Annotated in this window: 25 protein-coding genes; 12 read left to right on the top strand and 13 right to left on the bottom strand. The window is 46.5% G+C overall.

Going from position 1 to position 24,716, the window contains the following annotated elements; genetic code table 11:
* Positions 1–22: 22 nt before the first annotated feature.
* From AB204_RS20890 to gntX, 7 genes are all read right to left on the bottom strand, one after another.
* Positions 23–340, bottom strand: a complete 318-nt coding sequence (locus AB204_RS20890) for a hypothetical protein (protein ID WP_053067918.1) — start codon at positions 338–340, stop codon at positions 23–25.
* Positions 341–774: 434 nt separating this feature from the next.
* Positions 775–2,271, bottom strand: coding sequence for a glycerol-3-phosphate dehydrogenase (glpD, locus tag AB204_RS14485; protein WP_047964080.1), 1,497 nt, complete (start codon positions 2,269–2,271; stop codon positions 775–777).
* Between the two features lie 251 nt (positions 2,272–2,522).
* Positions 2,523–3,281: a DeoR/GlpR family transcriptional regulator gene (locus AB204_RS14480; RefSeq protein ID WP_047964079.1), complete on the bottom strand. Its 759-nt coding sequence runs from the start codon at positions 3,279–3,281 to the stop codon at positions 2,523–2,525.
* Between the two features lie 57 nt (positions 3,282–3,338).
* Positions 3,339–4,175, bottom strand: coding sequence for a rhomboid family intramembrane serine protease GlpG (gene glpG, locus AB204_RS14475; protein ID WP_047964078.1), 837 nt, complete (start codon positions 4,173–4,175; stop codon positions 3,339–3,341).
* A 76-nt stretch (positions 4,176–4,251) separates the two neighbouring features.
* The gene (gene glpE, locus AB204_RS14470) at positions 4,252–4,575 is read right to left on the bottom strand and encodes a thiosulfate sulfurtransferase GlpE (RefSeq protein ID WP_047964077.1); all 324 of its coding nucleotides are present in this window, start codon (positions 4,573–4,575) and stop codon (positions 4,252–4,254) included.
* A gap of 144 nt (positions 4,576–4,719) precedes the next feature.
* Positions 4,720–5,295: a Fe-S biogenesis protein NfuA gene (gene nfuA, locus AB204_RS14465; RefSeq protein ID WP_047964076.1), complete on the bottom strand. Its 576-nt coding sequence runs from the start codon at positions 5,293–5,295 to the stop codon at positions 4,720–4,722.
* 59 nt (positions 5,296–5,354) lie between these two features.
* Positions 5,355–6,038, bottom strand: coding sequence for a DNA utilization protein GntX (gene gntX, locus AB204_RS14460; RefSeq protein WP_047964075.1), 684 nt, complete (start codon positions 6,036–6,038; stop codon positions 5,355–5,357).
* A gap of 51 nt (positions 6,039–6,089) precedes the next feature.
* On the opposite strand from gntX, the gene bioH reads away from it, so the two are divergent.
* Positions 6,090–6,866, top strand: coding sequence for a pimeloyl-ACP methyl ester esterase BioH (gene bioH / locus AB204_RS14455; protein WP_047964074.1), 777 nt, complete (start codon positions 6,090–6,092; stop codon positions 6,864–6,866).
* A 56-nt stretch (positions 6,867–6,922) separates the two neighbouring features.
* On the opposite strand, the gene AB204_RS14450 is transcribed toward bioH, so the two are convergent.
* Entirely contained in the window at positions 6,923–7,384 is a 462-nt protein-coding gene (locus AB204_RS14450) for an OsmC family protein (RefSeq protein ID WP_047964073.1), read from the bottom strand.
* Positions 7,385–7,598: 214 nt separating this feature from the next.
* On the opposite strand from AB204_RS14450, the gene AB204_RS14445 reads away from it, so the two are divergent.
* Positions 7,599–8,780: an MFS transporter gene (locus tag AB204_RS14445; protein WP_200898247.1), complete on the top strand. Its 1,182-nt coding sequence runs from the start codon at positions 7,599–7,601 to the stop codon at positions 8,778–8,780.
* 81 nt (positions 8,781–8,861) lie between these two features.
* On the opposite strand, the gene AB204_RS14440 is transcribed toward AB204_RS14445, so the two are convergent.
* From AB204_RS14440 to AB204_RS14420, 5 genes are all read right to left on the bottom strand, one after another.
* Complete coding sequence (locus tag AB204_RS14440) at positions 8,862–9,101, bottom strand: FeoC-like transcriptional regulator (protein WP_047964072.1); 240 nt, start codon at positions 9,099–9,101, stop codon at positions 8,862–8,864.
* Positions 9,102–9,130: 29 nt separating this feature from the next.
* Positions 9,131–11,461: a Fe(2+) transporter permease subunit FeoB gene (gene feoB / locus AB204_RS14435; protein WP_047964090.1), complete on the bottom strand. Its 2,331-nt coding sequence runs from the start codon at positions 11,459–11,461 to the stop codon at positions 9,131–9,133.
* A gap of 164 nt (positions 11,462–11,625) precedes the next feature.
* On the bottom strand, positions 11,626–11,853 hold the full coding sequence (gene feoA / locus AB204_RS14430; protein ID WP_047964071.1) for a ferrous iron transporter A: 228 nt from the start codon (positions 11,851–11,853) through the stop codon (positions 11,626–11,628).
* Between the two features lie 328 nt (positions 11,854–12,181).
* Positions 12,182–12,706, bottom strand: coding sequence for a pyridoxamine 5'-phosphate oxidase family protein (locus tag AB204_RS14425; protein WP_047964070.1), 525 nt, complete (start codon positions 12,704–12,706; stop codon positions 12,182–12,184).
* Positions 12,707–13,115: 409 nt separating this feature from the next.
* A complete protein-coding gene (locus tag AB204_RS14420; RefSeq protein ID WP_047964069.1) occupies positions 13,116–15,479 on the bottom strand; it encodes a Tex family protein in 2,364 nt (787 codons plus the stop codon).
* A 251-nt stretch (positions 15,480–15,730) separates the two neighbouring features.
* On the opposite strand from AB204_RS14420, the gene greB reads away from it, so the two are divergent.
* The 10 genes from greB to AB204_RS14370 all read left to right on the top strand — a co-directional run bounded on the left by greB (position 15,731) and on the right by AB204_RS14370 (position 24,716).
* Positions 15,731–16,213, top strand: a complete 483-nt coding sequence (gene greB / locus AB204_RS14415; RefSeq protein WP_047964068.1) for a transcription elongation factor GreB — start codon at positions 15,731–15,733, stop codon at positions 16,211–16,213.
* A gap of 174 nt (positions 16,214–16,387) precedes the next feature.
* Positions 16,388–17,107: an osmolarity response regulator transcription factor OmpR gene (ompR, locus tag AB204_RS14410; RefSeq protein WP_047964067.1), complete on the top strand. Its 720-nt coding sequence runs from the start codon at positions 16,388–16,390 to the stop codon at positions 17,105–17,107.
* Positions 17,104–18,147: an ATP-binding protein gene (locus AB204_RS14405; RefSeq protein WP_047964066.1), complete on the top strand. Its 1,044-nt coding sequence runs from the start codon at positions 17,104–17,106 to the stop codon at positions 18,145–18,147. The genes ompR and AB204_RS14405 overlap by 4 nt, the downstream gene beginning before the upstream one ends.
* A gap of 141 nt (positions 18,148–18,288) precedes the next feature.
* Positions 18,289–19,329, top strand: coding sequence for a phosphate ABC transporter substrate-binding protein PstS (gene pstS / locus AB204_RS14400; protein WP_047964065.1), 1,041 nt, complete (start codon positions 18,289–18,291; stop codon positions 19,327–19,329).
* Positions 19,330–19,389: 60 nt separating this feature from the next.
* Positions 19,390–20,358, top strand: a complete 969-nt coding sequence (gene pstC / locus AB204_RS14395; RefSeq protein ID WP_047964089.1) for a phosphate ABC transporter permease PstC — start codon at positions 19,390–19,392, stop codon at positions 20,356–20,358.
* Positions 20,359–20,455: 97 nt separating this feature from the next.
* Positions 20,456–21,307, top strand: coding sequence for a phosphate ABC transporter permease PstA (pstA, locus tag AB204_RS14390; RefSeq protein WP_200898248.1), 852 nt, complete (start codon positions 20,456–20,458; stop codon positions 21,305–21,307).
* 28 nt (positions 21,308–21,335) lie between these two features.
* Positions 21,336–22,112: a phosphate ABC transporter ATP-binding protein PstB gene (pstB, locus tag AB204_RS14385; RefSeq protein ID WP_047964063.1), complete on the top strand. Its 777-nt coding sequence runs from the start codon at positions 21,336–21,338 to the stop codon at positions 22,110–22,112.
* Positions 22,113–22,155: 43 nt separating this feature from the next.
* Positions 22,156–22,872 (top strand): phosphate signaling complex protein PhoU, encoded by a 717-nt coding sequence (phoU, locus tag AB204_RS14380; protein ID WP_047964062.1) that lies wholly within the window; start codon positions 22,156–22,158, stop codon positions 22,870–22,872.
* A gap of 158 nt (positions 22,873–23,030) precedes the next feature.
* Positions 23,031–23,879 (top strand): ABC transporter substrate-binding protein, encoded by an 849-nt coding sequence (locus AB204_RS14375; RefSeq protein ID WP_047964061.1) that lies wholly within the window; start codon positions 23,031–23,033, stop codon positions 23,877–23,879.
* A gap of 84 nt (positions 23,880–23,963) precedes the next feature.
* Positions 23,964–24,716 (top strand): amino acid ABC transporter permease, encoded by a 753-nt coding sequence (locus AB204_RS14370; protein WP_047964060.1) that lies wholly within the window; start codon positions 23,964–23,966, stop codon positions 24,714–24,716.

Raw genomic sequence — 24,716 nt, 5'->3', positions numbered from 1 at the left:
TTAGTCATTATATGCATTGTGCTTAATAGACGCCAGTGCAGTCTGCATCAGGAATAGGTTGATTGAAGACGATTTTACTAAAGCCGATGATATCGGAATAATTCGTTTTAAAATGCTTGGCATCTGAGCTGATGGCTTGTTGAGATTTGGCAATAAACCATGTGTGATCGCGCGCTTGGAGCGAGGTTGATATTTGCTCTACTGAGCACTCTTCCGTAATATATTCTTCCAGTTCGTCTCTGTCGTACCACAAATCGGAAAAGTGAAAACGGTAGCTTGTCTCAAGGAGTTGGGATAGTAACGTTGCATCTTCTATCGTCGCTTTTCGCATAGAAAACATAAGAATCTCCAGGATTATTTACTGGGAATCAGGTTATTGTTTGATACCTCGTTGATAAGGTGTTCCCCTGCCAGCCATTCACCGTAACCTGTTGCAATGGGATTTTATCCTGAAAATGTGGGGCTTAGATATCCGTCAAATTGATTTGCAACATATTGGCGCGGATAACATATTATCATGGTGATAAAAATGTGCTTTAGAAATAACCAGTTGAATTAAAGGAATAATAGGACAATTTCAATAGAAAATAGGGATGATTGTTTTCGAAAGTTTATTGCTTTTTCGAAGGTGTTAATGAGCAGGAAAAAACGTTTTGTGAGGAATAAGGGGCTATTCTCAGAATGTATGAAAGCATGACGTATGAAAATGAAAAATGGCGATAGAGCATCGCCATTTTTATCATTACCTTTTATGCACGCTAATCAGTTTTGTCATTAAGCGGCGGCTTTGATGTTCTGTGTCAGCCAATCAGCGACACGCTGTTTTTGTTCATTGGTGAGCCACATGCCTAACTTAGTACGGCGCCAGATGGCATCGTCCAATTGTGTTACCCACTCGTGATCAACCAAGTAACGCAGTTCAGCTTCATACAGGCCATGACCGAAGAATTCACCAAGATCAGTTAATGCTTCCGCGCCTTTCAGAATGATTTCGCTGTGCCCGCCGTAAGTGCGGGCATAACGCTGTGCTACACCTTCTGGCAACCAGTTGTAACGCTGACGCAGCAGACGCGCATAACCATCACGGTCATAGCCTTCTAGCTCACCACCGGGTAATTTGCCATTTTTAGTCCATGCCTTGCCTGCATTCGGATAGTATTGTGCCAGCTTATCCACGGCGTGTTCAGCCAATTTACGATACGTTGTCAGTTTGCCACCGAAGACGGACAGTAATGGCGTCTGGCCTTGTTCATCCTGCACATCCAATGTGTAATCACGGGTAATCGCTTGTGGTGAATCAGATTCATCGTCACACAGAGGGCGAACGCCGGAATAAGTCCAGACAACATCATTGTTGGTAAGCTGCTTCTTGAAGTGGTCGTTATAGACTTTCAGTAAGTAATTGATCTCTTGCTCGTCAATGCTGACTTCTTTTGGATCACCTTTGTATTCAACATCGGTGGTACCAATGATGGAGAATTCGCCATTCCATGGGATCACAAACACGATGCGGTTATCTTCGTTTTGTAGAATATAAGCCTGTGGTTCATCGTGAACGCGAGGAACTACAATATGGCTGCCTTTGATCAGGCGGATACCGTAAGGCGATTTTAGTTGCAGACCGTTATCGAAGAAATTTTTCACCCATGGGCCGGTTGCGTTAACCAAGCCTTTCGCACGCCACGTGTTGGTTTCGCCGGTTGTGAGATCTTTGGCTTCAACCATCCAGTCATCATTTTCACGCCATGCGCGGGTCACTTGGGTGCGGGTACGCACTTCGCCACCGTGTTTTTGCACTTCTTGCGCGTTCAGAACAACCAGACGTGCATCATCAACCCAGCAGTCGGAATATTCAAAGCCGCGGGTGATTGATGGCTTCAATACTGAATTTGCGCCAAATTTCAGCCCCTTGCTGCCCGGTAAGCTAACGCGTTTGCCTAAATTATCGTACAGGAACAGGCCAATACGGATCATCCAGGCCGGGCGCAGGTGTGGTTGATGTGGCAGACGAAAACGCATTGGGAATGCAATATGCGGAGCCAGTTTCAAGAGCACTTCACGTTCTGCCAATGCTTCACTGACCAGACGGAATTCATAATGCTCCAGATAGCGTAAGCCACCGTGGATCAGTTTGGAGCTGGCAGACGAAGTCGCACTGGCCAAGTCTTGACCTTCCAACAGCAGGACAGAAAGTCCCCGGCCAGCAGCATCTGCCGCAATACCAGCGCCGTTAATTCCGCCGCCGATTACAATCAAGTCTTTGGTTTCCATTGCATACCCTCTGAAATGTTCGAAACAGTTCTTTAATGTTCGTTTTCGCTCAAAGATTGTAATCAAAAATTCATCAAGCGCCAACCATTAACTCAGAAAAAACAGATTCACGTGATATAGGTAACAAATCTTTATAATATGCCTAAGATTAATAAGGATTTTGCGGGTTACAAATTTAAAAGGGAATAATTACAGGAGGGAGTTCCCCACCCAAAATTTCAGGCGGGGAAGCGTCATGGCATCAAAAGTGATTAGCACAGTTCCAGTTTGACGTTGTGTTGTTCGATGATTTTCTGGATGTTGGGGGGAGGAGCTTTGTCTGTAAATAGGAAATCAATGAGATTCATGTTGCCGAGGTTGACCATGGCACTGCGGCCAAATTTAGAATGGTCGGCAACTAACATGACACAACGGGAATTTTCGATAATGGCGCGCTTGGTGCGGACTTCGTGGTAATCAAATTCCAGCAGGGAGCCATCGCTGTCAATGCCGCTAATCCCAAGAATGCCGAAATCAAGACGGAATTGAGAAATGAAATCCAGCGTTGCTTCGCCAATGATACCGCCATCGCGGGAGCGCACTTCACCACCAGCCAAAATCAGACGGAAATCTTCTTTACCCATAAACAGGGTTGCGACGTTGAGATTGTTGGTGACAATCCTCAAATCGCGATGGTTGAGCAAGGCATGCGCTACAGCTTCAGGGGTTGTCCCAATATCAATGAACAGGGTTGCGCCGTTTGGAATTTGGGTGGCAACCTGTTGAGCGATACGCGCTTTTTCATTTGACCACATAATTTTGCGGTCATGGTAAGCGGTATTAACAGAGCTGGATGGCAATGCGGCGCCACCGTGATGACGCTGGATTTTATTTTTATCTGCCAGATCATTTAAATCACGCCGGATGGTTTGCGGGCTGACGTCAAAATGTTCAACCAGCTCTTCAGTGCTGACATAACCTTGAAGGCGCACCAGCTCGATTATTGCATCATGTCGCTGAGTTTGCTTCACAAAATTCCCCTAATGTTTGCATAGATGGATTATAGTTGGCCCAAATTATTCGGAATATTATTGATTCTTTTGTTTACGCAAATTATCCCATAGCCCCATCAATAACCCGATGATTAGTCCGGCAATATGGGCAGCATTGGCGATATTTAATGAAAACAGATCAAAATAGCCAACCAATAGCCAGATAACAGAGATAGCGATTAACCCTCTGGGAGCACTGATCCCGCGTTTGGGCGACATCTCACCCGTTAGCCAAACGTATCCGATCAACGCGTAAACCACCCCGGACAGCCCCCCGAAATGAGAGCCACTGAACAATGATTGTGCCCAACCACTGAAAAGGGCAGAGACTATCGTGATTTCAAAAAGTTTTCCGGTACTGATCTTTTTTTCTACCTGACTGCCAAAATACCACCACAGCGCGAGGTTAAAGAGGACATGAGTCAGTGAAAAATGCAGCAGGGCAGGACTAATCCAGCGCCATAACTCCAGATATTGATGACTGTTAGGCCATGCCAGCCAGTTCATAACATCGGGCATGCCCGCCATTGTCATCCAAAGATAAACGAGGGCACAAAGTGCGGTGACGACAATCGTCAGCGGGCCGGACTGGTTTTTGAGCGTGTTCCAGTTCAGATTATTGCGATATTTAAACGAGCTGTTAGATTTGCCTGTCTGCCAACTGGCGGCTTGGTAGCGTTCATTGAGTGGATCGCGGGCAAAATGCTGAAGTTCCTGTTCAACTAAACTTAACTGGCTGTCATCTTCCAGCCATAGTTCAACGAGCAATGGCTCGTTAGTCGGCCGCATGGTTAAATGAATGCCCTGCGTTGCCATATAATCAATAAAGGCCTGAGCCAGTCGAGGGTTGGATATTGAGGTTACATGGATCATTGCTCGTCTTATCTCTGCCTTAAGTTGAAATTAATCACACAGGGGCTAATCGCCTTGAAATTAGCGCACTAAAGATTCATAGAGTGTGGACGGCCTGAGGATAGTCTTTCTGCCAGCCTTCAAAGCCTCCATTGACACTGTAAACCGTCTCAAACCCCATATTGATGAGATATTGGGCGGCTCCCTGACTGCTATGACCGTGATAGCACATCACCATGACAGGCTGGTCAAAATCCGCTTCCTGTAGAAAATTATTAAGCGTTTCATTTGTTAAGTGGAATGCGCCTGTCGCGTGCCCTGCACGGAAACTTTGCGGGTCACGGATATCAACCATGATGGCGGTTTTATCGAGCCAGTGCTGGTAAGCCTGCTCAGGGTTTATCGTTTGAAAGTGGTCCATAAATACTCAACGTAGTTTCTCAAATTTTCATTTTCACTATATTCATTTCTTAATGGCCGTCTGGTATGACCTGACCGCCTTTCCAATGGATTTATTGAAAAGGCGTGGGAATATAGTCAGAAAATGTCAGAAACAGAAAAATAATCAGTAATACGAGTGTTCACCGCGCTGGTGTTCAGTCAGATCTTTCACCCCTTTTAATTCAGGGAACATCTGCAATAACTGTTTTTCAATCCCTTCTTTCAGGGTGACATCGACCATTGAACAGCCGTTGCATCCACCACCGAATTGCAGAATGGCATAACCTTCATCGGTGATCTCCATCAGGCTGACACGGCCGCCATGCCCAGCCAGCTGAGGATTAATCTGCGATTGCAGGACATACTCAACGCGCTCAATCAGTGGAGCATCGTCAGTCACTTTGCGCATTTTTGCGTTCGGTGCTTTCAGGGTCAGCTGGGAGCCAAGTTGGTCGGTCACAAAATCAATGACTGCTTCCTCCAGAAAAGGTGCACTGATTTCATCAACATAGGCGGAAAGTTGGTCGAATTTCAGTTCAACATCAGTGGCTTCAACAGCATCCGGTGGGCAATAGGAAACGCCGCATTCAGCAGTCGGGGTTCCCGGATTAATGACAAAAACACGGATCTGTGTGCCCGGTTCTTGATTTGCCAATAGCTTGGCAAAGTGCGCTTGCGCTGCTTCAGTAATATTAATCATGTCATTTGCTCAATAGTTGACTGTTCTAGTTGGTTATAATACGCCCATTTATAAAGGTTCTACAAGGTTCGGCAGATTGCCCAGGCTTGTACGGAGCGGGCACCCGCACGAATTAACAATTGTGAAGCTTCATGCAGCGTTGTGCCCGTCGTGATCACATCATCGAAAATCGCAACATGTTGATCGGTAAAATCGCCCCGCAATTGAAAGGCATGCTTAAGATTGGTTTTCCTTTGGGCGGCAGATAAGCCCCGCTGTGAGAGTGTAGCACGTGAGCATTGCAAAAGGTCTGGCTGATACGGGCATTGCAGCCAGCGCGATAGAGGTTGAATCATTAATTCAATGTGATCGAAACCGCGTTGCCAACGTTTTTTGCTGTGCAGAGGAATACCCAGAATATGATCTGGTTTGTACCAGCGGCCTTCGCGATAGCCCTGCAACCAATGCAGCAGGAACAGACGCGCCAGGACTGCCGCGAGTTGTGGCGTATTGTGATACTTATATCGCCGGATAAGCTGGCTTAATGGTGGCGTGTAATCTGTAATCGCGATCAGGGATTGCCATGGCGGGGGATATTTCAGGCAGCGCCCACAGGGAACATCTCCGGATTCAGAAGGTAACGCGCAGCGTGGGCAAACATGTTGCCGCCGTTTTAATTGTTGATGGCAAACGTGACAGACTCCGTGATGGGCAAAATACAAATTTTGATGGCATAGCCAACAGTATCCAACCATTGTTAGCATAGTGACCTTCCTTGGTGATATTCCTTGATGATAAATGAGGTGAGAATAACAATGAATCAGTTGTTTTGGCAGACAATTGGTGATGCACCACGTGATCTTGTGATGCTGCATGGCTGGGGATTGAATGCCGAGGTATGGCGTTCAGTGGAAATGTGTCTGGCTCCGCATTTTCGTTTGCATCTGGTGGATTTGCCGGGCTATGGCCGCAGTCAGCCATATCCTGCCATGTCACTGGCGGACATGGCGGATACGGTATGGCAACAAGCACCAGAAAATGCCCTGTGGTTGGGCTGGTCTTTGGGTGGATTGGTTGCCAGCCGGATTGCATTGGATCATCCTGAGCAGGTTGCTGGTTTGGTAACCGTGGCTTCTTCACCCAAATTCAGTACAGATGGAGATTGGCCGGGTATTAAGCCTGCGGTATTGAGAGCATTTGAACATCAATTAAGTGCAGATTTTCAGAAGACAGTCGAACGTTTTCTGGCTTTGCAGACATTGGGGACAGATAGTGCGCGTCAGGATGCCCGTGTACTGAAATCTGTGGTTTTGAACCAGCCGATGCCGACAGTGGATGTACTTAATGCGGGGTTGGAAATTTTGCGTACTGATGATTTAAGGGCGGAACTGTCACAGCTTCAATTACCTTTCCTGCGTATTTATGGTTATCTTGATGGGCTGGTGCCGCGCAAGATTGCTGCACAGCTTGACAGAGAGTGGCCGAATACACATTCCGTTATTATGCGAAATGCCGCTCATGCACCTTTTATTTCTCATCCTGATGAATTTTTTGAAGTATTAATGGATTTTACTTCCGGCATGGGATGGTAAATGCTCAACATTACCCATAGCCATTAATAGTTATGGGTAATCGTTATGGGTAATCGTTATAGATAATCAGCCGTTTTTTTGCCGGGATAAACTTCGGTCACAATTTCGGGTGTGTTAACGATAGTATCGAGGACAGGGCAATTACTTTCGACAAAAGCAATAAAATCACGGATCTCTTGTTCGGTATTATCTGCATCAATATAAAACTTGGAGGTGATTTTGGAAAATCCTAATTTGGCGTTTTTATTTCTACCCGTGAAGCCATCGGTATCCAATTCTCCTTCTACCTTAACCTGAATATCGTTCAAATTAATTTTATGCTTGCGGGCAAAACTTTTTGCGACAATACACTGACATGCGCCAAAAGCAGACAGTAATGCTTCCACAGGGTTCATTGCTTCATCCGTTCCACCGAGACTTTTCGGTTCGTCTACGTGAAAGGTAAAATTCCGTGATGAACATTTCATCTTGAGATGACCAATGGACTCAATTGTTGCAGTAAATAACTCTTTAGGCATATTACTATCCTCGGGTTATTAATAACGGTAAATCCGTGTGTCAGATAATAAGGAAGAGATATTTATTTTTCAATTCGTGGTCATGAATAAATTTATTTTTTGATATGAGTCTTTTTTTGTTTAATATTGAATAAGATATTTTTGATTACACCATTATTTTATAACTAAGTTCCAATATGAAAACAGGTTATTACTTGCTAATAAGGAATTTAATTTGGGAATTCAAGTAAAAAAAGAATATATCATATTTATCGTCTTCATCACTGTTTTCCTGGCACAGCTAGGTATGTCGATGTATTTACCTGCACTGCCATTGATTACTGATGCGTTATCCAGCCAGCAACAGGATATCGCATTGTCTTTCCCCGCATTTTTAATTGGTATGGCTGCATTAATGCTGGTTTGGGGAAGTTTGAGTGAAAAGTATGGCAGAAAAACGATGATCTTCATTGCCATACTCTTTTATTCACTGTGCAGTTTCAGTATACCGATGGTCAACAATGCCGAAATGTTCATTCTTCTCCGTTTCCTGCAAGGAGCCGGGGCAGGCGGAATGACATCTCTGTCTCGTGTATTACTTAAAGATAACTTTAGTGGTAATCAGTTAACTAAAAGTTTGGCCTGGCTTTCGATTTCATTTGTTATTTCTGTGGGAATCGGACAATTTCTTGGGGCTGCTGTGACAAGATTTTGGGGCTGGGAGGCTATTTTTTTCAGTTTAAGTATTGTCACGTTGATATTGGCCCTCTTCTTTTTTTATCTCAAGTTGCCTGACGCCCAGTCTGCACCTCCCATCCTTTCCTCCAAACTGGCTTATGTAGAAATCTTGCGGAGCCGACGATTTCTCCTGCCTTCGTTGGCGGGCGGATTAGGGTATGGTGTCGTTGTCACATTTAATACGAATGCGCCATTTATTTTTCAAACAGCTTTGCAATGGAGCGCATACGAATATGGTTTATTGGGCTGGCCGATTACCCTTGCCTATTTTCTGGGGGCGGTGATAGTCGGCCGCTATGTTGTCAAAAAAGGTCATAAGCTCATTGTCTTTATCAGCTTAGGGTTATTATTGTTCGGCTCTTCTGCGATGTTGTTGGGAGGAATATTTTATCTCTCCTTGTTTCTCTGGTTGTCGTATTGCATTGCTCTTGTCGGGGCTGCGATTATCTTTCCTGTCAGTATGTCGGTTGCTATTGATAAATCCCCGGTTGGTGGAGCTTATCCGGTTGCGTTGAATAGTTTTATCCATCAAGTGATGGCGGCGATGATCGGCGCTATTGCCAGTATATTGCCAAGTCAGTATCCCTGGATGACGGCGGCTTTAATACTTGGCTTGGCTGTAGGCGTGCTAATCTGTTCTGTTTGCTCTGATTTGGCAAAAGATGAAAAGGTTAAATGAGCCGTGATCTTCAAAGAGAAATTGCCTGCCCGATAAGCTTGATCAGGCAGGCAATTCTTTAGCATTTACAGGGTCAGATGCTTAGTTTTTTACTGACAGTTGATAAATTTTGGAACCACATTTCTGCGTTTCCGGGCACTGCTTGCAGCCGCCGCTTAAACAGGAAGAAGCATCCACTTCCTCCAGTTTGCCCATTGCGACAAGCTGCTTGAGCATGGCCTCTACCATCGGCAGCGGTGCTGAAAACTGATAGCTTAATGACCTTGCATCAGTACGCCCATTGAGGGCAACGGCGTTTCTAATTTCCAGCAGACTAATCATCTATCGCTCCTATTAATAGCTAGTGGCAGTTAATGGCAGTTGCCGTTTGAGCATTCGCAGTTACGATCGGTGGTGTTATTGAACGTGACGGTCACTCTGCTGCGTGCACGGCGTAATCCAATAAAAACCAGTACGTTAAACAGGATCACGGACAGAATTGTTATCAGGCTGCTTTCTGGGTGGGCGGAAAACGTTGCGGCTTGATAAAACAATGCTGCGAGTGAATAAGCGACATTCAATCCCCACAGGATGGAGAAAGTCATCCATCCACGGCTGGTTTCACGTGCAATGGCTCCCATGACGGAAACGCAGGGTACGTATAGCAGTACGAAAATCAGGTAACTGTAAGCAGAAATGGCAGAGCCAAATTTGGCGCTCATTGTTCCCATAGAACCGCGCTCCATATTTCCATCACCTTTGCTGGCTTCTATCGGGTTGGAAAGTGCGCTTAAGGTAAAGGTTTCTTTCAGGCTGTCCCACGTTTCTGCAACAGCATCTTTCAACTGATCCGGCAAATTGAATTCATCCGGGTCAAATGGTGCTTGAGTGATGTTTTCTGCGGTGTACAGGGTGTTCAGCGTTCCAACAACAACCTCTTTAGCCATTGCCCCAGTGATAAGCCCGACAGTGGCCTGCCAGTTATCAGACTGCACACCGATGGGCTGTAATATTGGCGTGATCACTTTACTGACAGAAGCCAGAGCTGATTGGTTAATGTCATCCACGGCCTTACCTGAGAAGGAGAAGCTGTTCAGAGCGCCAATGAACATACTTGCCGCAACAATGACTTTACCTGCTCGTATCACAAAACCTTTCAGCCGCTGCCATGTCTGGAGCAGCAGGGTTTTAGTATGTGGAACGTGATAGACCGGCAGCTCCATCACAAATGGCGATGCTTCACCACGCATCAGGGTGTATTTGAGCAGCAGTCCTGTCAGGATGGCGATGACAATCCCCAATATATACAGGGAGAAAACGATGCTTGCACCATTTTTGCCGAAGAAAGCGGCTGCAAAGACAGCAAAGATTGCCAATCTTGCCCCACAGGACATAAACGGTGCCATCATGATGGTAATCAGACGCTCACGAGGGGCGTCCAGTGTTCTTGAGCCCATCACGGCCGGCACATTACAACCAAAGCCAACAATCAGGGGCACAAAGGATTTACCCGGCAATCCCATGGCTTGCATCAGCCTGTCCATAACAAATGCGGCTCGCGCCATGTAGCCTGAATCTTCAAGGAAGGAGAGGAACAGGTACATCATGCCGATCTGGGGAACCAACGGCAGTACGGTGTTGATGCCTCCACCAATACCTTGGGCAAGGAAAACCGTCAGCCAATTCGGGAAATGGAGAATATGACCGAGCCATTGCATTCCATCAATGAAAATGGCGGCAGAAGCCCCTTCGAAGATGGGTTGCAAAGCGCCGCCAATATTGATGGCCAGCACAAACATCAGGTACATGACAAACAGGAAGATAGGCAGACCCAGCCAGCGGTTCAGGATAACGGTATCCAATACTTGGGTCAGTTTGTTTGGTATGGCTGATCGGGTATCAATGACCGCCAGACATATATCACTAATCGTCTGATAACGTGCGCCAGCAATGATCAGGTCGGGTTCTTCAATCTGTTGCTGTTGCAGGCGAGCCTGACTTTCAGCTAGCTGTATTTGAGTCAGACCGGAAATCTCACGGCTGTAAATATCCCCTTCCAGCACCTGCAAAGCCAGCCAGCGACGCTGCTGTGGGCTGAATGTCCCCGTGATTTGGCGTGAAAGATGGGAGACTTCCTGTAATAGTGAATCAGGATATTCAACCTGCACAGGTTTAGCGTTTTGCGGGTATTTAATTTTTTGCGGATGATCGTCGATGGTTTTTTTCAGTGCATCGATCCCTGTGGCACGGGTTGAAACCAGTGGGATAACCGGACAGCCGAGGCGCTGTTCCAGTGCCGCAACATCAATATTGATACGCTGATTCTGAGCGATATCCAGCATGTTCAGCGCAATGATGCAGGGAATGCCCAGTTCAATCAATTGCAGTGAGAGATAAAGATTACGCTCCAGATTCGATGCATCAACAACATTGATCAACATATCAGCTTCACCACTAAGGATATAGTGGCAGGCAATCTGCTCATCAATGGACGTTTGCTCAGAAATGGTAGTGAGAGAATAAGTGCCGGGGAGGTCGACAAGATCGACCTGATGGTTATCGGTGGTAAAGTGGCCGGTTTTGCGTTCTACCGTAACACCAGCCCAGTTTCCCACGCGTTGGTGGGAGCCAGTAAGCTGGTTAAAAAGTGTCGTTTTGCCGGCATTGGGATTACCAATCAGGCCTATGGTTAATTGTTTCATCATACTTTTGTCAATCACAAAATCTACCAATCATGAAGTCTGCTAATTACGAAGTGACTTTCGTACCTTAGTTACATATTCAGTACCCTGGTGATACTTTAGTACTACGGTTATCAAAGTGTGTGGGTGATGGTTATTCTGAACTAAATCAACTTAGCGCTTTGTTAGTTCAGATCTTCATTCAACATGAGAAATGCCAAGTCTTGTTTACGAAGGGTAAGGCTGACTCTGCGTGTTTCGATTTGTATTGGATCGCCCAATGGAGCGAAGCGAATGACCTGAAATGTTGAACCCGGTAACATGCCGAGTGACAATAATTTTTGCCGGTAAGCTGGACTAATCTCTGGAGAAAATCCCAGAATTTTATACCTGCGTTCTGGAATAAGAACCATATAACTCTCCATTTTGACTGAAAAAATAAGTGATTATAAGAATGATTATCCTCAATGAAGGGAATTTCACAAGGAAAAAGTACGGTAATTTCTCTGAATTCTAATTGCTAATGATAATAATACGCAACTGCAATATTGGTTATTTATCCTGAATAATGTGGAAACAAATTGATATTAATCAAATTAATGGTGATTTGATTGAAAATAAATAATTATTAGGAATATTTAATATTCGTAAAAAATATCTTTATTGATAAGCCCCGTTAATAAACGGGGCTTGTTGATTTCTATTTTCTTATTAATTTGATAAATGATTGATTGGCTTTTATTAACCTTTTGGAGGATAAAGCAGTTCACTCAATGGAACCTGAACGCGATCATCATCTTGATGCTGGCTCCAGGCATCCGAGTCGTATACCCACCATGCCTGAATTTCCAACTGATAGAAACGGCGTGTGGCATGGCCTTGATAATCACTGATGGGACGAGATTTTTTCTTTCTGACATTTTCATCAGGATAAGTTTTTAAGAAAAAGTAGTCATAGGTTTCCTGTAGTTGCTCATCGGGGACTCGGCGGGCGTGACCAACGAATTGAGCGCCAGCCAGATCCAGCGATGAATCAGGCGTGACCCGACTGCTGTAGATTGTACCGCTGACGCGGGGATTGATATGTAATTCTCGCGAATGCCGGGTATTTTGCTTTGAGTACCAGATCAGTGTCAGTGGGTTATATTTCGGAATATAGAACATCGTCGATGACCAGACTGAATCTGCATCTGGATCGTGAGTGGAAAGGCTGAAGAAACGTATATTGCTGAGTAGATCAAAACTGCTTTGGACATATTTGTTCATGGTTTTTCCTCAACAGTGTGCATTCGTTCTTTATACCTAAAACTCGAAACCCATTGGGTATAAGAACATCAGGATATTATGGAAGATTTATATTTTTATATTATTCAATAAGTTCCCATTATTATGAGATTTATTGCGAAATGAATTATACGGAGTATTAATTAAAATATGCAGGGGTCATAACTTATTCAAATTTATAACATCAGCAATAAATAGAATCATCATGATGAAAATAATGGCTTTTTTACGTATAGCCAGTCAAGGGTTTTTAATCCGGCGTGCCGTAAAACCCCGTCTTTCAGAGGCTGCTAATTCTTTTTTTGAAAGATCCTGAACTGGCATAATGGCACCAGTTCAGGAAATCATTTAATTAAACTAACGTTTCTTTGTTAATTAACGTTTGTGCTAATTAACGTTTTTTATTAAAGGCAGCCGCCAACGCATCACCCATGGCGCTATTGGCTAAAGGTGCAGAACCTGAACGCGAAATATGGCGGTTTCTGCCATTGCCATTGCTATTGCCATTGCGGTTATTACGACCTTGGTCATTGCTATTCTGACGATTACCACCTTGAGAGCCACGGCGTACTTGTGTTTCACCAGGTTGCTCATCAAGACGCATGGTCAGTGCAATACGCTTGCGGTTGAGATCAACATCCATCACCTTCACTTTGACGATATCGCCCGTTTTCACCACGGTATGTGGATCTTCTACGAAGCGATCGGACAGGGAGGAGATGTGCACTAAGCCATCCTGATGGACACCGATGTCAACGAAAGCACCGAAATTAGTGACGTTGGTGACCGTACCTTCCAAAATCATGCCTGCACGCAGATCTTTCATCGTTTCAACCCCGTCAGCGAAAGTCGCTGTTTTGAACTCAGGGCGCGGGTCCCGGCCCGGTTTTTCCAGCTCTTTCAGAATATCAGTGACGGTTGGAAGACCGAATTTTTCTGTCGTGAAATCTTGGGCACTCAGGTTACGCAGGGAAGCAGGATTGCCCATCAATTCAGGCAGGGTCTGCGCAGTTGTTGTCAGAATCTTCTCAACGACCGGATAAGCTTCTGGGTGAACAGTGGATGTATCCAGCGGGTTATCCCCCTGATTGATGCGCAGGAAGCCCGCACATTGCAGGAAGGCTTTTGGCCCCAGACGGTGAACTTTCAGCAGTTCGTCACGGTTGTTGAAGCGACCGTTCTCATCACGCCAGTTAACGATATTCTGGGCAACATTACGGCTCAGGCCGGCAACGCGCGTCAGCAAGGCGACGGATGCCGTATTCAGGTCAACACCGACGCCGTTTACACAGTCCTCAACCACGTTATCCAGTTTTTTGGCAAGCTGGGTTTGGCTGACGTCATGCTGATATTGACCAACACCGATGGATTTCGGCTCGATTTTTACCAGCTCTGCCAGCGGATCTTGCAGGCGACGGGCGATGGAAACCGCACCACGCAGGGAAACATCCAGTTCAGGGAATTCCAGTGCAGCCAGTTCAGAGGCGGAATAGACGGATGCGCCCGCTTCGCTGACCACGACTTTCTGTGCGGTGACGTCAGGATACTGTTTTTGCACGTTGGCAAAGAAACGCTCTGTTTCACGGGAAGCCGTACCGTTGCCAATGGCGACCAGCTCAACCTGATGTTTGGTGCACAGTGCTGCAACCGTTGCAGCCGCTTTGTTTTCCTGACCCGTGTGTGGGTAAATGGTATCGGTGGCGATAAGCTTGCCTGTCGCATCAACAACGGCGACTTTCACCCCTGTGCGCAAGCCCGGATCCAGACCCATCGTTGCCCGCATACCCGCAGGTGCGGCCATCAGCAGATCATTCAGGTTACGGGCGAATACGTTGATGGCTTCGTCTTCGGCTTTCTCGCGCAGTGTGCCCATCAGTTCGGTTTCCAGATGCAGCAACACTTTGATGCGCCATGTCCAGCTCACCACTGCCTTGCGCCAGCTATCAGCAGATGCATTGTTCAGGCGCAGGTTAAGGTGATCAGTAATAAGTTGCTCGCAGTAACTCTCTTTTGGCGCTTCCTCAAATTGAGGATCGGCATTCAAAGAGAGTTGCAGGATACCTTCATTGCGTCCACGGAACATGGCAAGGGCACGGTGGGAAGGAACAGCAGCGATGGCTTCGTGATAATCGAAGTAATCACTGAATTTAGCGCCTTCTTCCTCTTTGCCTTCGACAACTTTGGAGACTAAGTGGGCATTTTTCCACAGATATTCGCGGACTTTTGCCAGCAGGGCCGCATCTTCGGCAAAACGCTCCATCAGGATATAACGAGCGCCATCCAGTGCAGCTTTGGCATCAGCGACACCTTTGTCAGCATCGACATAGGCCGCTGCCGCCAGTTCAGGCTCTTGTTGCGGATCTTGCCATAGCAGGTCGGCCAGAGGCTCCAATCCGGCTTCAATGGCGGTTTGCCCACGGGTACGGCGTTTAGGTTTATAAGGGAGGTACAGGTCTTCCAGTTCGGTTTTGCTCAATGTCGCATTAATCGCGTTTTCCAGCTCAACGGTTAACTTTCCCTGTTCCTCAATCGATTTCAGAATAGTCTGACGGCGGTTGGACAGTTCGCGCAGATAACCGAGGCGGCTTTCGAGCTGGCGGAGCTGCGTGTCATCCAGACCACCGGTGGCCTCTTTACGGTAACGGGCAATGAAAGGAACCGTATTCCCTTCATCAAGCAGAGTAATGGCGGCTTGGACTTGCTGTGGTTGAGCCTGTAGCTCACCGGCAATGATTCGACTTAAAGATTCATTCATGGTCTGTTTTCTTCAACTTTCTTAGCGCCCGTAGATATCGTCGGATATCATCAGGCAGAGCCGGATAGGGTCAAATTTCATCTGAAACAATATCGGCATGGTTCAAACTGGCTCCATTTATACGTGCTGAGCGCGATAATTTCCAGTTTAGCGCGATATTTCGGTCATGTTGCGACAGAATTCATCGAATATCTTCTGGGTTGAGATATAGTACACCGCCATTAATCATCTTTTCTCAAGTGAGTTTTTTCATGGCCAAGAGTCACTACATTACCCGGGAAGGTTGGCATACGCTTGATCAGGAACTGAAATATCTCTGGAAAGTTGAACGACCTAAAGTCACTCAGGCTGTTTCAGAAGCCGCTGCGTTAGGGGATCGTTCAGAGAACGCAGAATACATTTATGGTAAGAAAAGGTTAAGGGAAATTGACCGTCGGGTACGATTTTTGTCCAAGCGCTTGGATGTGCTGAAAATTGTTGATCCTGATCCGCGGCAAGAGGGAAGAGTCTTTTTTGGGGCATGGGTGAAAGTCGAAAATGAAAATGAAGAAGAACATATTTTTCGGCTGGTGGGGCCGGATGAATTTGACCCGGCCAAGAAGTGGATTTCCATTGACTCTCCCGTGGCGAGGGCGTTGCTTGGCAAGCAAACTGATGATGAGGTCACGGTGATGACGCCCAATGGCATCGTGACGTATTGGATATTGGAAATCAGCTATCAGCCTTTAGCATAAATCATGGCGATTATGTGACCTAAAAGGAAAACAAGGAGAGAAAACCTAACCATAAGCAATTATTGCTAATGCCGTTAATGGACTTAAAATACATGCGGTTAGTCTCTATTGAATTATGGGTTTTCTGTGAGAGTGATGGATATTGCGAGCATGGAGCATCTTGGGAGCTGAAACATGCAAGAGAGTTATAAGATCCTTGTTGTTGATGATGATATGCGCTTGAGGGCGTTATTGGAGCGTTATTTATCTGAGCAGGGATTTCAAGTTCGTAGCGTAGCAAATGCAGAGCAGATGGATCGTTTATTGACCAGAGAATCCATTCGGTTGATTGTTTTGGATTTGATGTTGCCGGGCGAAGATGGATTATCGGTTTGTCGAAGATTGCGAAGCCAGCATAATCCGATTCCGATCATCATGATATCCGCAAAAGGGGAAGAAGTTGATCGAATTGTTGGCCTTGAAATCGGCGCGGATGATTACCTTGCCAAGCCTTTTAACCCGCGTGAGCTGTTGGCACGCATACGTGCTGTTTTACGTCGCCAGGCTAATGAATTGCCGGGAGCACCGGCATCAGATGATGCCGTCATCAAGTTTGGAAAATTTAAACTTGATCTCGGAACGCGCGAAATGTTCCGTCAAGATGAATTGTTGTCTTTGACCAGTGGGGAATTTTCAGTACTGAAAGTTCTGGTTTCCCATCCTCGTGAGCCGTTATCACGGGATAAATTGATGAGTCTGGCCCGGGGGCGGGAATATGGTGCGATGGAGCGCTCCATTGACGTTCAGGTTTCCCGTCTGCGTCGTCTGATTGAAGAAGATCCCGCTCATCCCCGCTATATTCAGACGGTTTGGGGGTTGGGCTACGTTTTTGTTCCTGATGGAAGCAAAGTATGAAAAGGCTTTGGCTTTCGTTGCTCGCCTTGTTTCCCTATATATTATCTTTGTCTCTGGGCTGCCTGCTGATCAGTTACTTGGCCGCCCAGTGGTTGGCAACACTGGAAAGAGTTTCATTCAACGTGGTGTTTCCTTATCTCTTTATCGGGGTTTTTACGTCTGCATTATCAGTATTTGTGGTGTTCTGGCGATATTTGCACATTCAGAAACAATCACTCAAAACAATACGAAAAGCAGCGATGGATATGGGGAAAGGGAAAAGGATAGCCTCACTGCCGGAAAGGGGAACGCCCGTTATACGCTCGCTGATTAGCGCCTTTAATCAGATAGCCGTGGAGCTGAAATCACAAGAAAGTGTCCGGGCGGTATTGATAGCCGGGGTGAGCCATGATTTGCGTACTCCACTGACCCGTATCCGGCTGGCGATGGAAATGTTGGAAGGAAAAGATGATTTTCTCACGGAATCTATCCATCGGGACATTGAGGAATGCAACGCCATTATTGATCAGTTCATTGACTATCAGCGGTCGGGACAAGATGTGCCGATGTCACGCTGTGAATTGAACGCGCTGCTTGAATCGGCCATTGAATTTGAAACTGCCATTGAAACAGAACCGTGTTGTGCGGCCGATATCGAAAACAACTTATCTTCCCGCCCGATTTTTATTTCAGCCAATCCACTTTCTATTAAGCGTGTGTTGGTCAATATGTTTACTAATGCCCAACGTTATGGCAATGGATGGATTCGAATCAGTAGTGGTTCAACAGAAAGATTTGGCTGGTTTCAGGTGGAGGATAACGGCAGGGGGATGACAAAAGAAGAGGCCGCCATTTTGTTCCAGCCATTCATTCAGGGAGAGCGGATACGCAATACTCACAATAATGGTGGTGTAGGGCTGGGGCTGGCAATTATCCGCCGCATCATTGATATCCACAAAGGGTATATCGAAGTGGGAGAAAGTGAAAAGCAGGGGCTATCCATTCGCGCCTATATTCCTTTGAATGAAAAACCGTTATCCCTTGAAAGCGGCCTGTCATAAAAATGTCATAATTCATACATTTTACTGTCATTGAATTCACCTATTTTCCTTCCTGATCCATTTCTTAACCTAAAAACCAGATTGTCGAAGATGTCTGACACTTGTTTTTAATTAATGATGCGTATCCCAGCAGGAGGGAATATGAAACCAATGCGTACCACCGTGGCAAGCATTATGGCAGCCGTATTTGCCATGACATCCCTGTCTTCATTTGCTGCCACCAGCTTGACGGGAGCAGGTGCGACATTTCCCGCACCGGTATATACCAAGTGGGCGGATTCTTATCAAAAAGAAACGGGTAACAAAATCAATTACCAAGGCATCGGTTCTTCGGGTGGTGTGAAGCAGATTATCGCCAATACCGTTGATTTTGGTGCTTCTGATGCGCCGCTTTCTGATGAAAAATTGGCGGCTGATGGTTTGTTCCAGTTTCCAACCGTGATTGGCGGCATTGTGCTGGCGGTAAACATTTCCGGTATCAAACCGGGTCAGTTGATTCTGGATGGCAAAACCCTCGGCGACATCTATCTGGGGAACATCAAGAAATGGAATGATCCCGCTATTGCAAAATTGAACCCAGATCTCAAACTGCCGGATCAGAACATTGCCGTAGTGCGGCGGGCGGATGGTTCAGGAACTTCCTACGTTTTCACCAGCTACCTGTCTAAAGTGAATAACGACTGGAAAGGAAAAGTCGGGGCAGGTTCGACCGTCAAATGGCCAACTGGTTTGGGTGGTAAAGGCAATGATGGTATTGCGGCCTTTGTGCAACGCCTGCCCGGTTCGATTGGTTACGTTGAATACGCTTATGCTAAACAGAATAACCTCGCTTACACCAAACTGGTTTCAGCAGATGGCGCAGTATTGGCACCTACGGCAGAAAACTTCAGTGCGGCAGCAAAAGGTGCGGATTGGAACAGCAGCTTTGCTCAGGATTTGACACACCAGAAAGGCGATAATGCGTGGCCAATTACCTCCACCACTTTCATTCTCATCCACAAACAGCAGGCAAGTGCCTCGAATGGCGCTGAAGTGCTGAAATTCTTCGATTGGGCTTATGACAAAGGCAAAAAACAGGCGAAAGATCTGGATTATGCCGTTCTGCCGAAAGAAGTCGTCAGTCAGGTACGTGCAGCATGGAAGAGCAACATCAAAGACAGCAGTGGCAAACCGCTTTATTGACGGACTTTGTTAAACCTCCCCCTTTCGAGGGGGAAATAACCCAAGATGAGAATTAAGCGTATGGCCGAACGTAAAACGGCATATAAAACGGTATTGAAAGCACCCAGTAAAAATGGCGACATTATTTTCAGTGCGCTGGTCAGATTAGCGGCGGTGCTGACCTTACTTCTGCTAGGCGGCATTATCATTTCGCTGCTCATTGCTTCCTGGCCAAGTATAAAAACATTTGGTTTTACTTTTTTGTGGAGCAAAGACTGGGATGCACCTGCCGGAGTGTTTGGCGCACTGGTTCCGATTTATGGCACATTGATGACGTCATTAATTGCCTTGATTATTGCGGTTCCGGTGAGCTTTGGTATCGCTTTGTTTCTGACAGAACTGGCGCCAAATTGGTTGAAGCGTCCATTGGGTGTGGCGATTGAACTGTTGGCAGCGATCCCCAGTATTGTGTACGGCATGTGGGGGCTGTTTGTCTTTGCTCCGCTGTTTGCCACCTATTTTCAGCAACCCGTTGGTGATGTGTTATCAAGCATTCCCATCGTGGGTGAACTGTTTTCCGGCCCTGCCTTTGGTATTGGCATTCTGGCAGCGGGCATTATTCTTGCCATCATGATTATCCCCTATATTGCTTCTGTCATGCGTGATGTTTTTGAGCAAACGCCCGTGATGATGAAAGAGTCAGCCTATGGGATAGGCTGTACCACATGGGAAGTGATTTGGCATATCGTCTTGCCTTATACCAAGAACGGTGTGATTGGCGGCGTTATGTTGGGGCTTGGCCGGGCATTGGGAGAAACCATGGCCGTTACCTTTATCATCGGTAACACCTACCAGCTCGACAGCTTGTCTCTCTACATGCCCGGAAACAGCATTACTTCTGCATTGGCAAATGAATTTGCCGAAGCTGAATCTGGCCTGCATACCGCGGCCTTGATGGAGTTGGGGCTGATCTTGTTTGTAATCACCTTTATTGTGTTGGCATTGTCAAAATTGATGATTATGCGTCTGGCAAAAAATGAGGGGCGCTGAGATGACAACCCACGATAATAACCAACAGCCCCATTTGGCTGGCTCAGTACGTGAAGTTGGCGCAGTACGTGAAGTAGGAATCGTCAATGAAGTGGATATGAAAAGCCGTCGTCGTATGCAGTCATGGCGTCGTCAGAAGAACCGCATTGCATTGATGCTGTCTATGGCGACGATGGCGTTCGGCCTGTTCTGGCTGGTTTGGATTTTAATCTCTACCGTGACTAAAGGCATTGATGGTATGTCGCTGGCGTTGTTTACCGAAATGACGCCCCCGCCCAATACAGAAGGGGGCGGGCTGGCAAACGCCATCGTCGGCAGTGGCCTGCTGATATTCTGGGCAACTGTCTTCGGCACGCCATTGGGCATTATGGCGGGCGTTTATCTGGCGGAATATGGCCGCCGTTCATGGTTGGCAGAGATAATCCGCTTTATCAATGACATCCTGCTTTCGGCTCCTTCGATTGTTGTCGGGTTGTTTGTCTATACGGTGGTCGTGACGAAAATGCAACATTTCTCAGGTTGGGCGGGAGTGATTGCATTGGCGCTGTTACAAATCCCTATCGTTATCCGCACGACGGAGAACATGCTGAAGCTGGTGCCGGATAATCTGCGCGAAGCGGCTTATGCGCTGGGAACACCGAAATGGAAAATGATCTCTGCCATTACATTGAAAGCGTCAATGTCAGGCATTATTACCGGCGTTCTGTTAGCCATTGCCCGTATCGCGGGTGAAACTGCGCCGTTGTTGTTTACCTCACTTTCCAACCAGTTTTGGAGCACAGATCTCAGCCAGCCGATTGCGAACCTGCCGGTCACTATCTTCAAGTTTGCCATGAGTCCATTCTCTGACTGGCAACAACTGGCATGGGCCGGGGTATTACTGATTACCTTGTGTGTACTGCTGATTAACATTGCAGCGCGTGTGCTGTTTGCGAATAAGAAGCACTAATATTTTATATAGGTAAAGAGAAGCACTGATGAATAAGGTAAATGACATCGCAGGAAGCAAAATTCAGGTACGCGATCTGAACTTCTATTACGGCAAATTTCATGCGCTGAAAAACATCACGCTGGATATTGCACAGAATAAAGTCACGGCATTCATCGGGCCGTCAGGATGTGGCAAATCCACATTGCTGCGCACTTTCAACAAAATGTATGAACTGTATGGTGAGCAGCGAGCAGAAGGTGAAATCATGCTGGATGGCACCAATATTCTGATGGATAAGCAAGATATCGCCTTGTTGCGCGCCAAAGTCGGGATGGTATTCCAGAAACCGACGCCATTCCCGATGTCAATTTACGACAATATTGCTTTTGGGGTGCGCCTGTTTGAAAAGCTGTCAAGGGCTGAAATGGATGAGCGAGTCCAATGGGCACTGACAAAAGCGGCCTTATGGAATGAAACCAAAGATAAGCTCCACCAGAGTGGATACAGCCTTTCTGGCGGTCAGCAGCAACGCTTGTGCATAGCCCGGGGCATTGCTATCCGCCCGGAAGTTTTATTGCTGGATGAGCCTTGTTCCGCGCTTGACCCGATTTCTACCGGACGTATTGAAGAGCTGATTAGTGAGTTGAAATCGGAGTACACCGTAGTGATTGTCACTCACAACATGCAGCAGGCAGCACGTTGTTCTGATTACACGGCATTTATGTACCTCGGTGAACTGATTGAATTCAGCGATACTGACAGACTGTTCACCACACCAAAGATGAAGCAGACTGAAGATTATATTACCGGCCGTTATGGCTGATTCGGCATATAAATGGGGAATAGCAAACGGGGAATAACATAAGATGGACAATCTGAATCTCAGCAAACACATATCCGGTCAGTTTAACGCTGAACTGGAACATATTCGTACTGAATTGATGACAATGGGCGGGCTGGTGGAAGAGCAGCTCAGCAAAGCGATTCTGGCGATGCACAATCAGGATGAAGCGCTGGCACGGCAAGTGATTGAGGATGATCAGAAGGTCAATATGATGGAAGTGGCGATCGATGAAGCGTGTGTCCGCATCATTGCAAAACGCCAACCGACCGCCAGCGATTTGCGCCTGATCATGGTGATTTCCAAGACCATTGCCGAACTGGAACGCATTGGGGATGTTGCCAATAAAATTTGTCAGACCGCGCTTGAGAAGTTTTCACATCAGCAGCAATCGTTGCTGGTTAGCCTGGAATCATTGGGGCGCCACACTATCCAGATGCTGCACGATGTACTGGATGCTTTTGCCCGCATGGATTTGGCAGAAGCCATTCGCATCTATCGTGAAGATAAAAAAGTCGATCAGGAATACGAAGGCATTGTCCGCCAGTTAATGACTTATATGATGGAAGATCCGAGAACGATCCCGAATGTCATGACAGCCCTTTTCTGCGCCCGCTCCATTGAGCGTATTGGCGATCGCTGCCAGAATATTTGTGAATTTATCTTTTATTACGTTAAAGGGCAGGATTTTCGCCACGTGGGTGGTGATAATCTGGAAAAATTGCTGACTAAAGACGAATAAGGTTAACTGACTGAAACGCTGGTATTTTCCCTCGGCGTTTTCTTTTTCTTATATTCTTTTAGGCTATAAATATAGCATTTTATATTATTTCATGTGCTATACCTAAATTGATAGCTTTTGTTGGTCATATAAAAATTAATAATCAACAGGGGTGTTCAATGAAGATTCGCAATAAATCCCGCGTAGCGGTTACTGCGCTGCTGACTAGCCTGACTCTGGTTTCTGGTGTCGCAAAAGCAGATAAACTTGATGACATCAAAAAAGTCGGTACGGTACGTATTGCGGTATTTGACAGTAACCCGCCATTTGGTTTTATCGATCCTCAAACGAAAAAACTGGCAGGCTATGATGTGGACATTGCCAATGCCATTGCCAGTGATTTGGGGGTGAAGCTGGAACTGCGCCCAACAAACCCGGCAAACCGTATTCCTCTGCTTTCTTCCAAGAAAATTGACTTAATCGCTGCCAACTTCACGGTGACTGATGAGCGAGCTAAACAAGTCGATTTTTCCATTCCTTATTTTGCGACCGGACAGAAATTTATTGCCCGCAAAGGTGTGCTGACCCAACCTGACGATATCGCCAAGTTACGTATTGGGGCAGACAAAGGCACCGTGCAGGAAATTACCTTACGTGAACGTTATCCAACCGCAAAAGTGATCTCTTATGACGATACACCGCTGGCATTTGCTGCTTTGAGAAATGGCAATGTTCAGGCGATTACACAGGATGATGCGAAATTGGTTGGCCTGCTGGCGAACGTTCCGGAAGCCCAGAAAGCCGACTTTGAAATTTCACCTTTCAGCATTACACGCGAATATCAGGCGGTAGCGGCTTCCAAAGGAGAAGGGCGACTGATTGACGCCGTTAACCAGACGTTATCTAAGCTGGAAAAAGAGGGTGAAGCGGAGAAAATCTACAACCGTTGGTTTGGCCCGGAAACCAAATCTGCCCAGCCGCGCGGTGATTTTAAATTCGCGCCATTGGAAAGTCAGGCAAAGCTGTAATTCTGTTTAAGGAATAGCGGAAAGCGCGTTTAAAATTAGCCTCGTCATAACGGGGCTTTGCTGCTTATTTATGCGGTGAATGATATGTTTGAGCAATTTATTACCGAGCACTTACTGGCTCCTGAATATCTGGGATGGCTCTGGCAGGGATTTTTGATCACTTTGTGGCTCTCTGCCTGTGCCATTGTTTCTTCCACCTTATTGGGCTTTGTGATTGCTGCGGCACGGGACAGCCAGATTAAGTCATTGCCTTGTAAGATATTGCGCTGGCTGGTTACGGCTTATACGACTGTATTTCGTAACACGCCTCTGTTGGTACAACTGTTTTTCTGGTACTTCGCATCGGGACAGATCTTGCCGCAAGAGGCAATGATGTGGCTGAACATGCCCCATGAAACAACAATTTTTGGCCTAACGCTGGAATGGCCGTCTTTTGAATTTCTGGCAGGATTTATCGGCCTGACGCTCTATTCCGCCCCTTTTGTGGCAGAAGAACTGCGTGCGGGTATTCAGGGCGTCGGCCGCGGGCAGAAATACGCCGCTCATGCGTTGGGCCTAACGGGTTGGCAGGCCATGCAGCATATTGTACTGCCACAGGCGCTGAAAATTGCCATGCCGCCTTTGCTGGGGCAATACATGAATATCGTCAAAAACTCTTCATTAACTATGGCGATTGGTGTAGCAGAACTGTCCTATGCTTCCCGTCAGGTGGAAACCCAATCCCTGCAAACCTTTGAGGCATTTGGTGTCGCAACCGTACTTTACATCGCCATCATTGCCGTGATGGAAGGTTGGGGACAGTGGCGTCAGCAGAAAACATTAGCGAGGGGGTATTGA

The sequence above is a fragment of the Xenorhabdus khoisanae genome, assembly GCF_001037465.1.
In the GTDB taxonomy this organism is placed as follows: domain Bacteria; phylum Pseudomonadota; class Gammaproteobacteria; order Enterobacterales; family Enterobacteriaceae; genus Xenorhabdus; species Xenorhabdus khoisanae.
The sequence above is the reverse complement of the archived record's forward strand: the minus strand, read 5'-3'. Positions and strand labels throughout refer to the sequence as shown.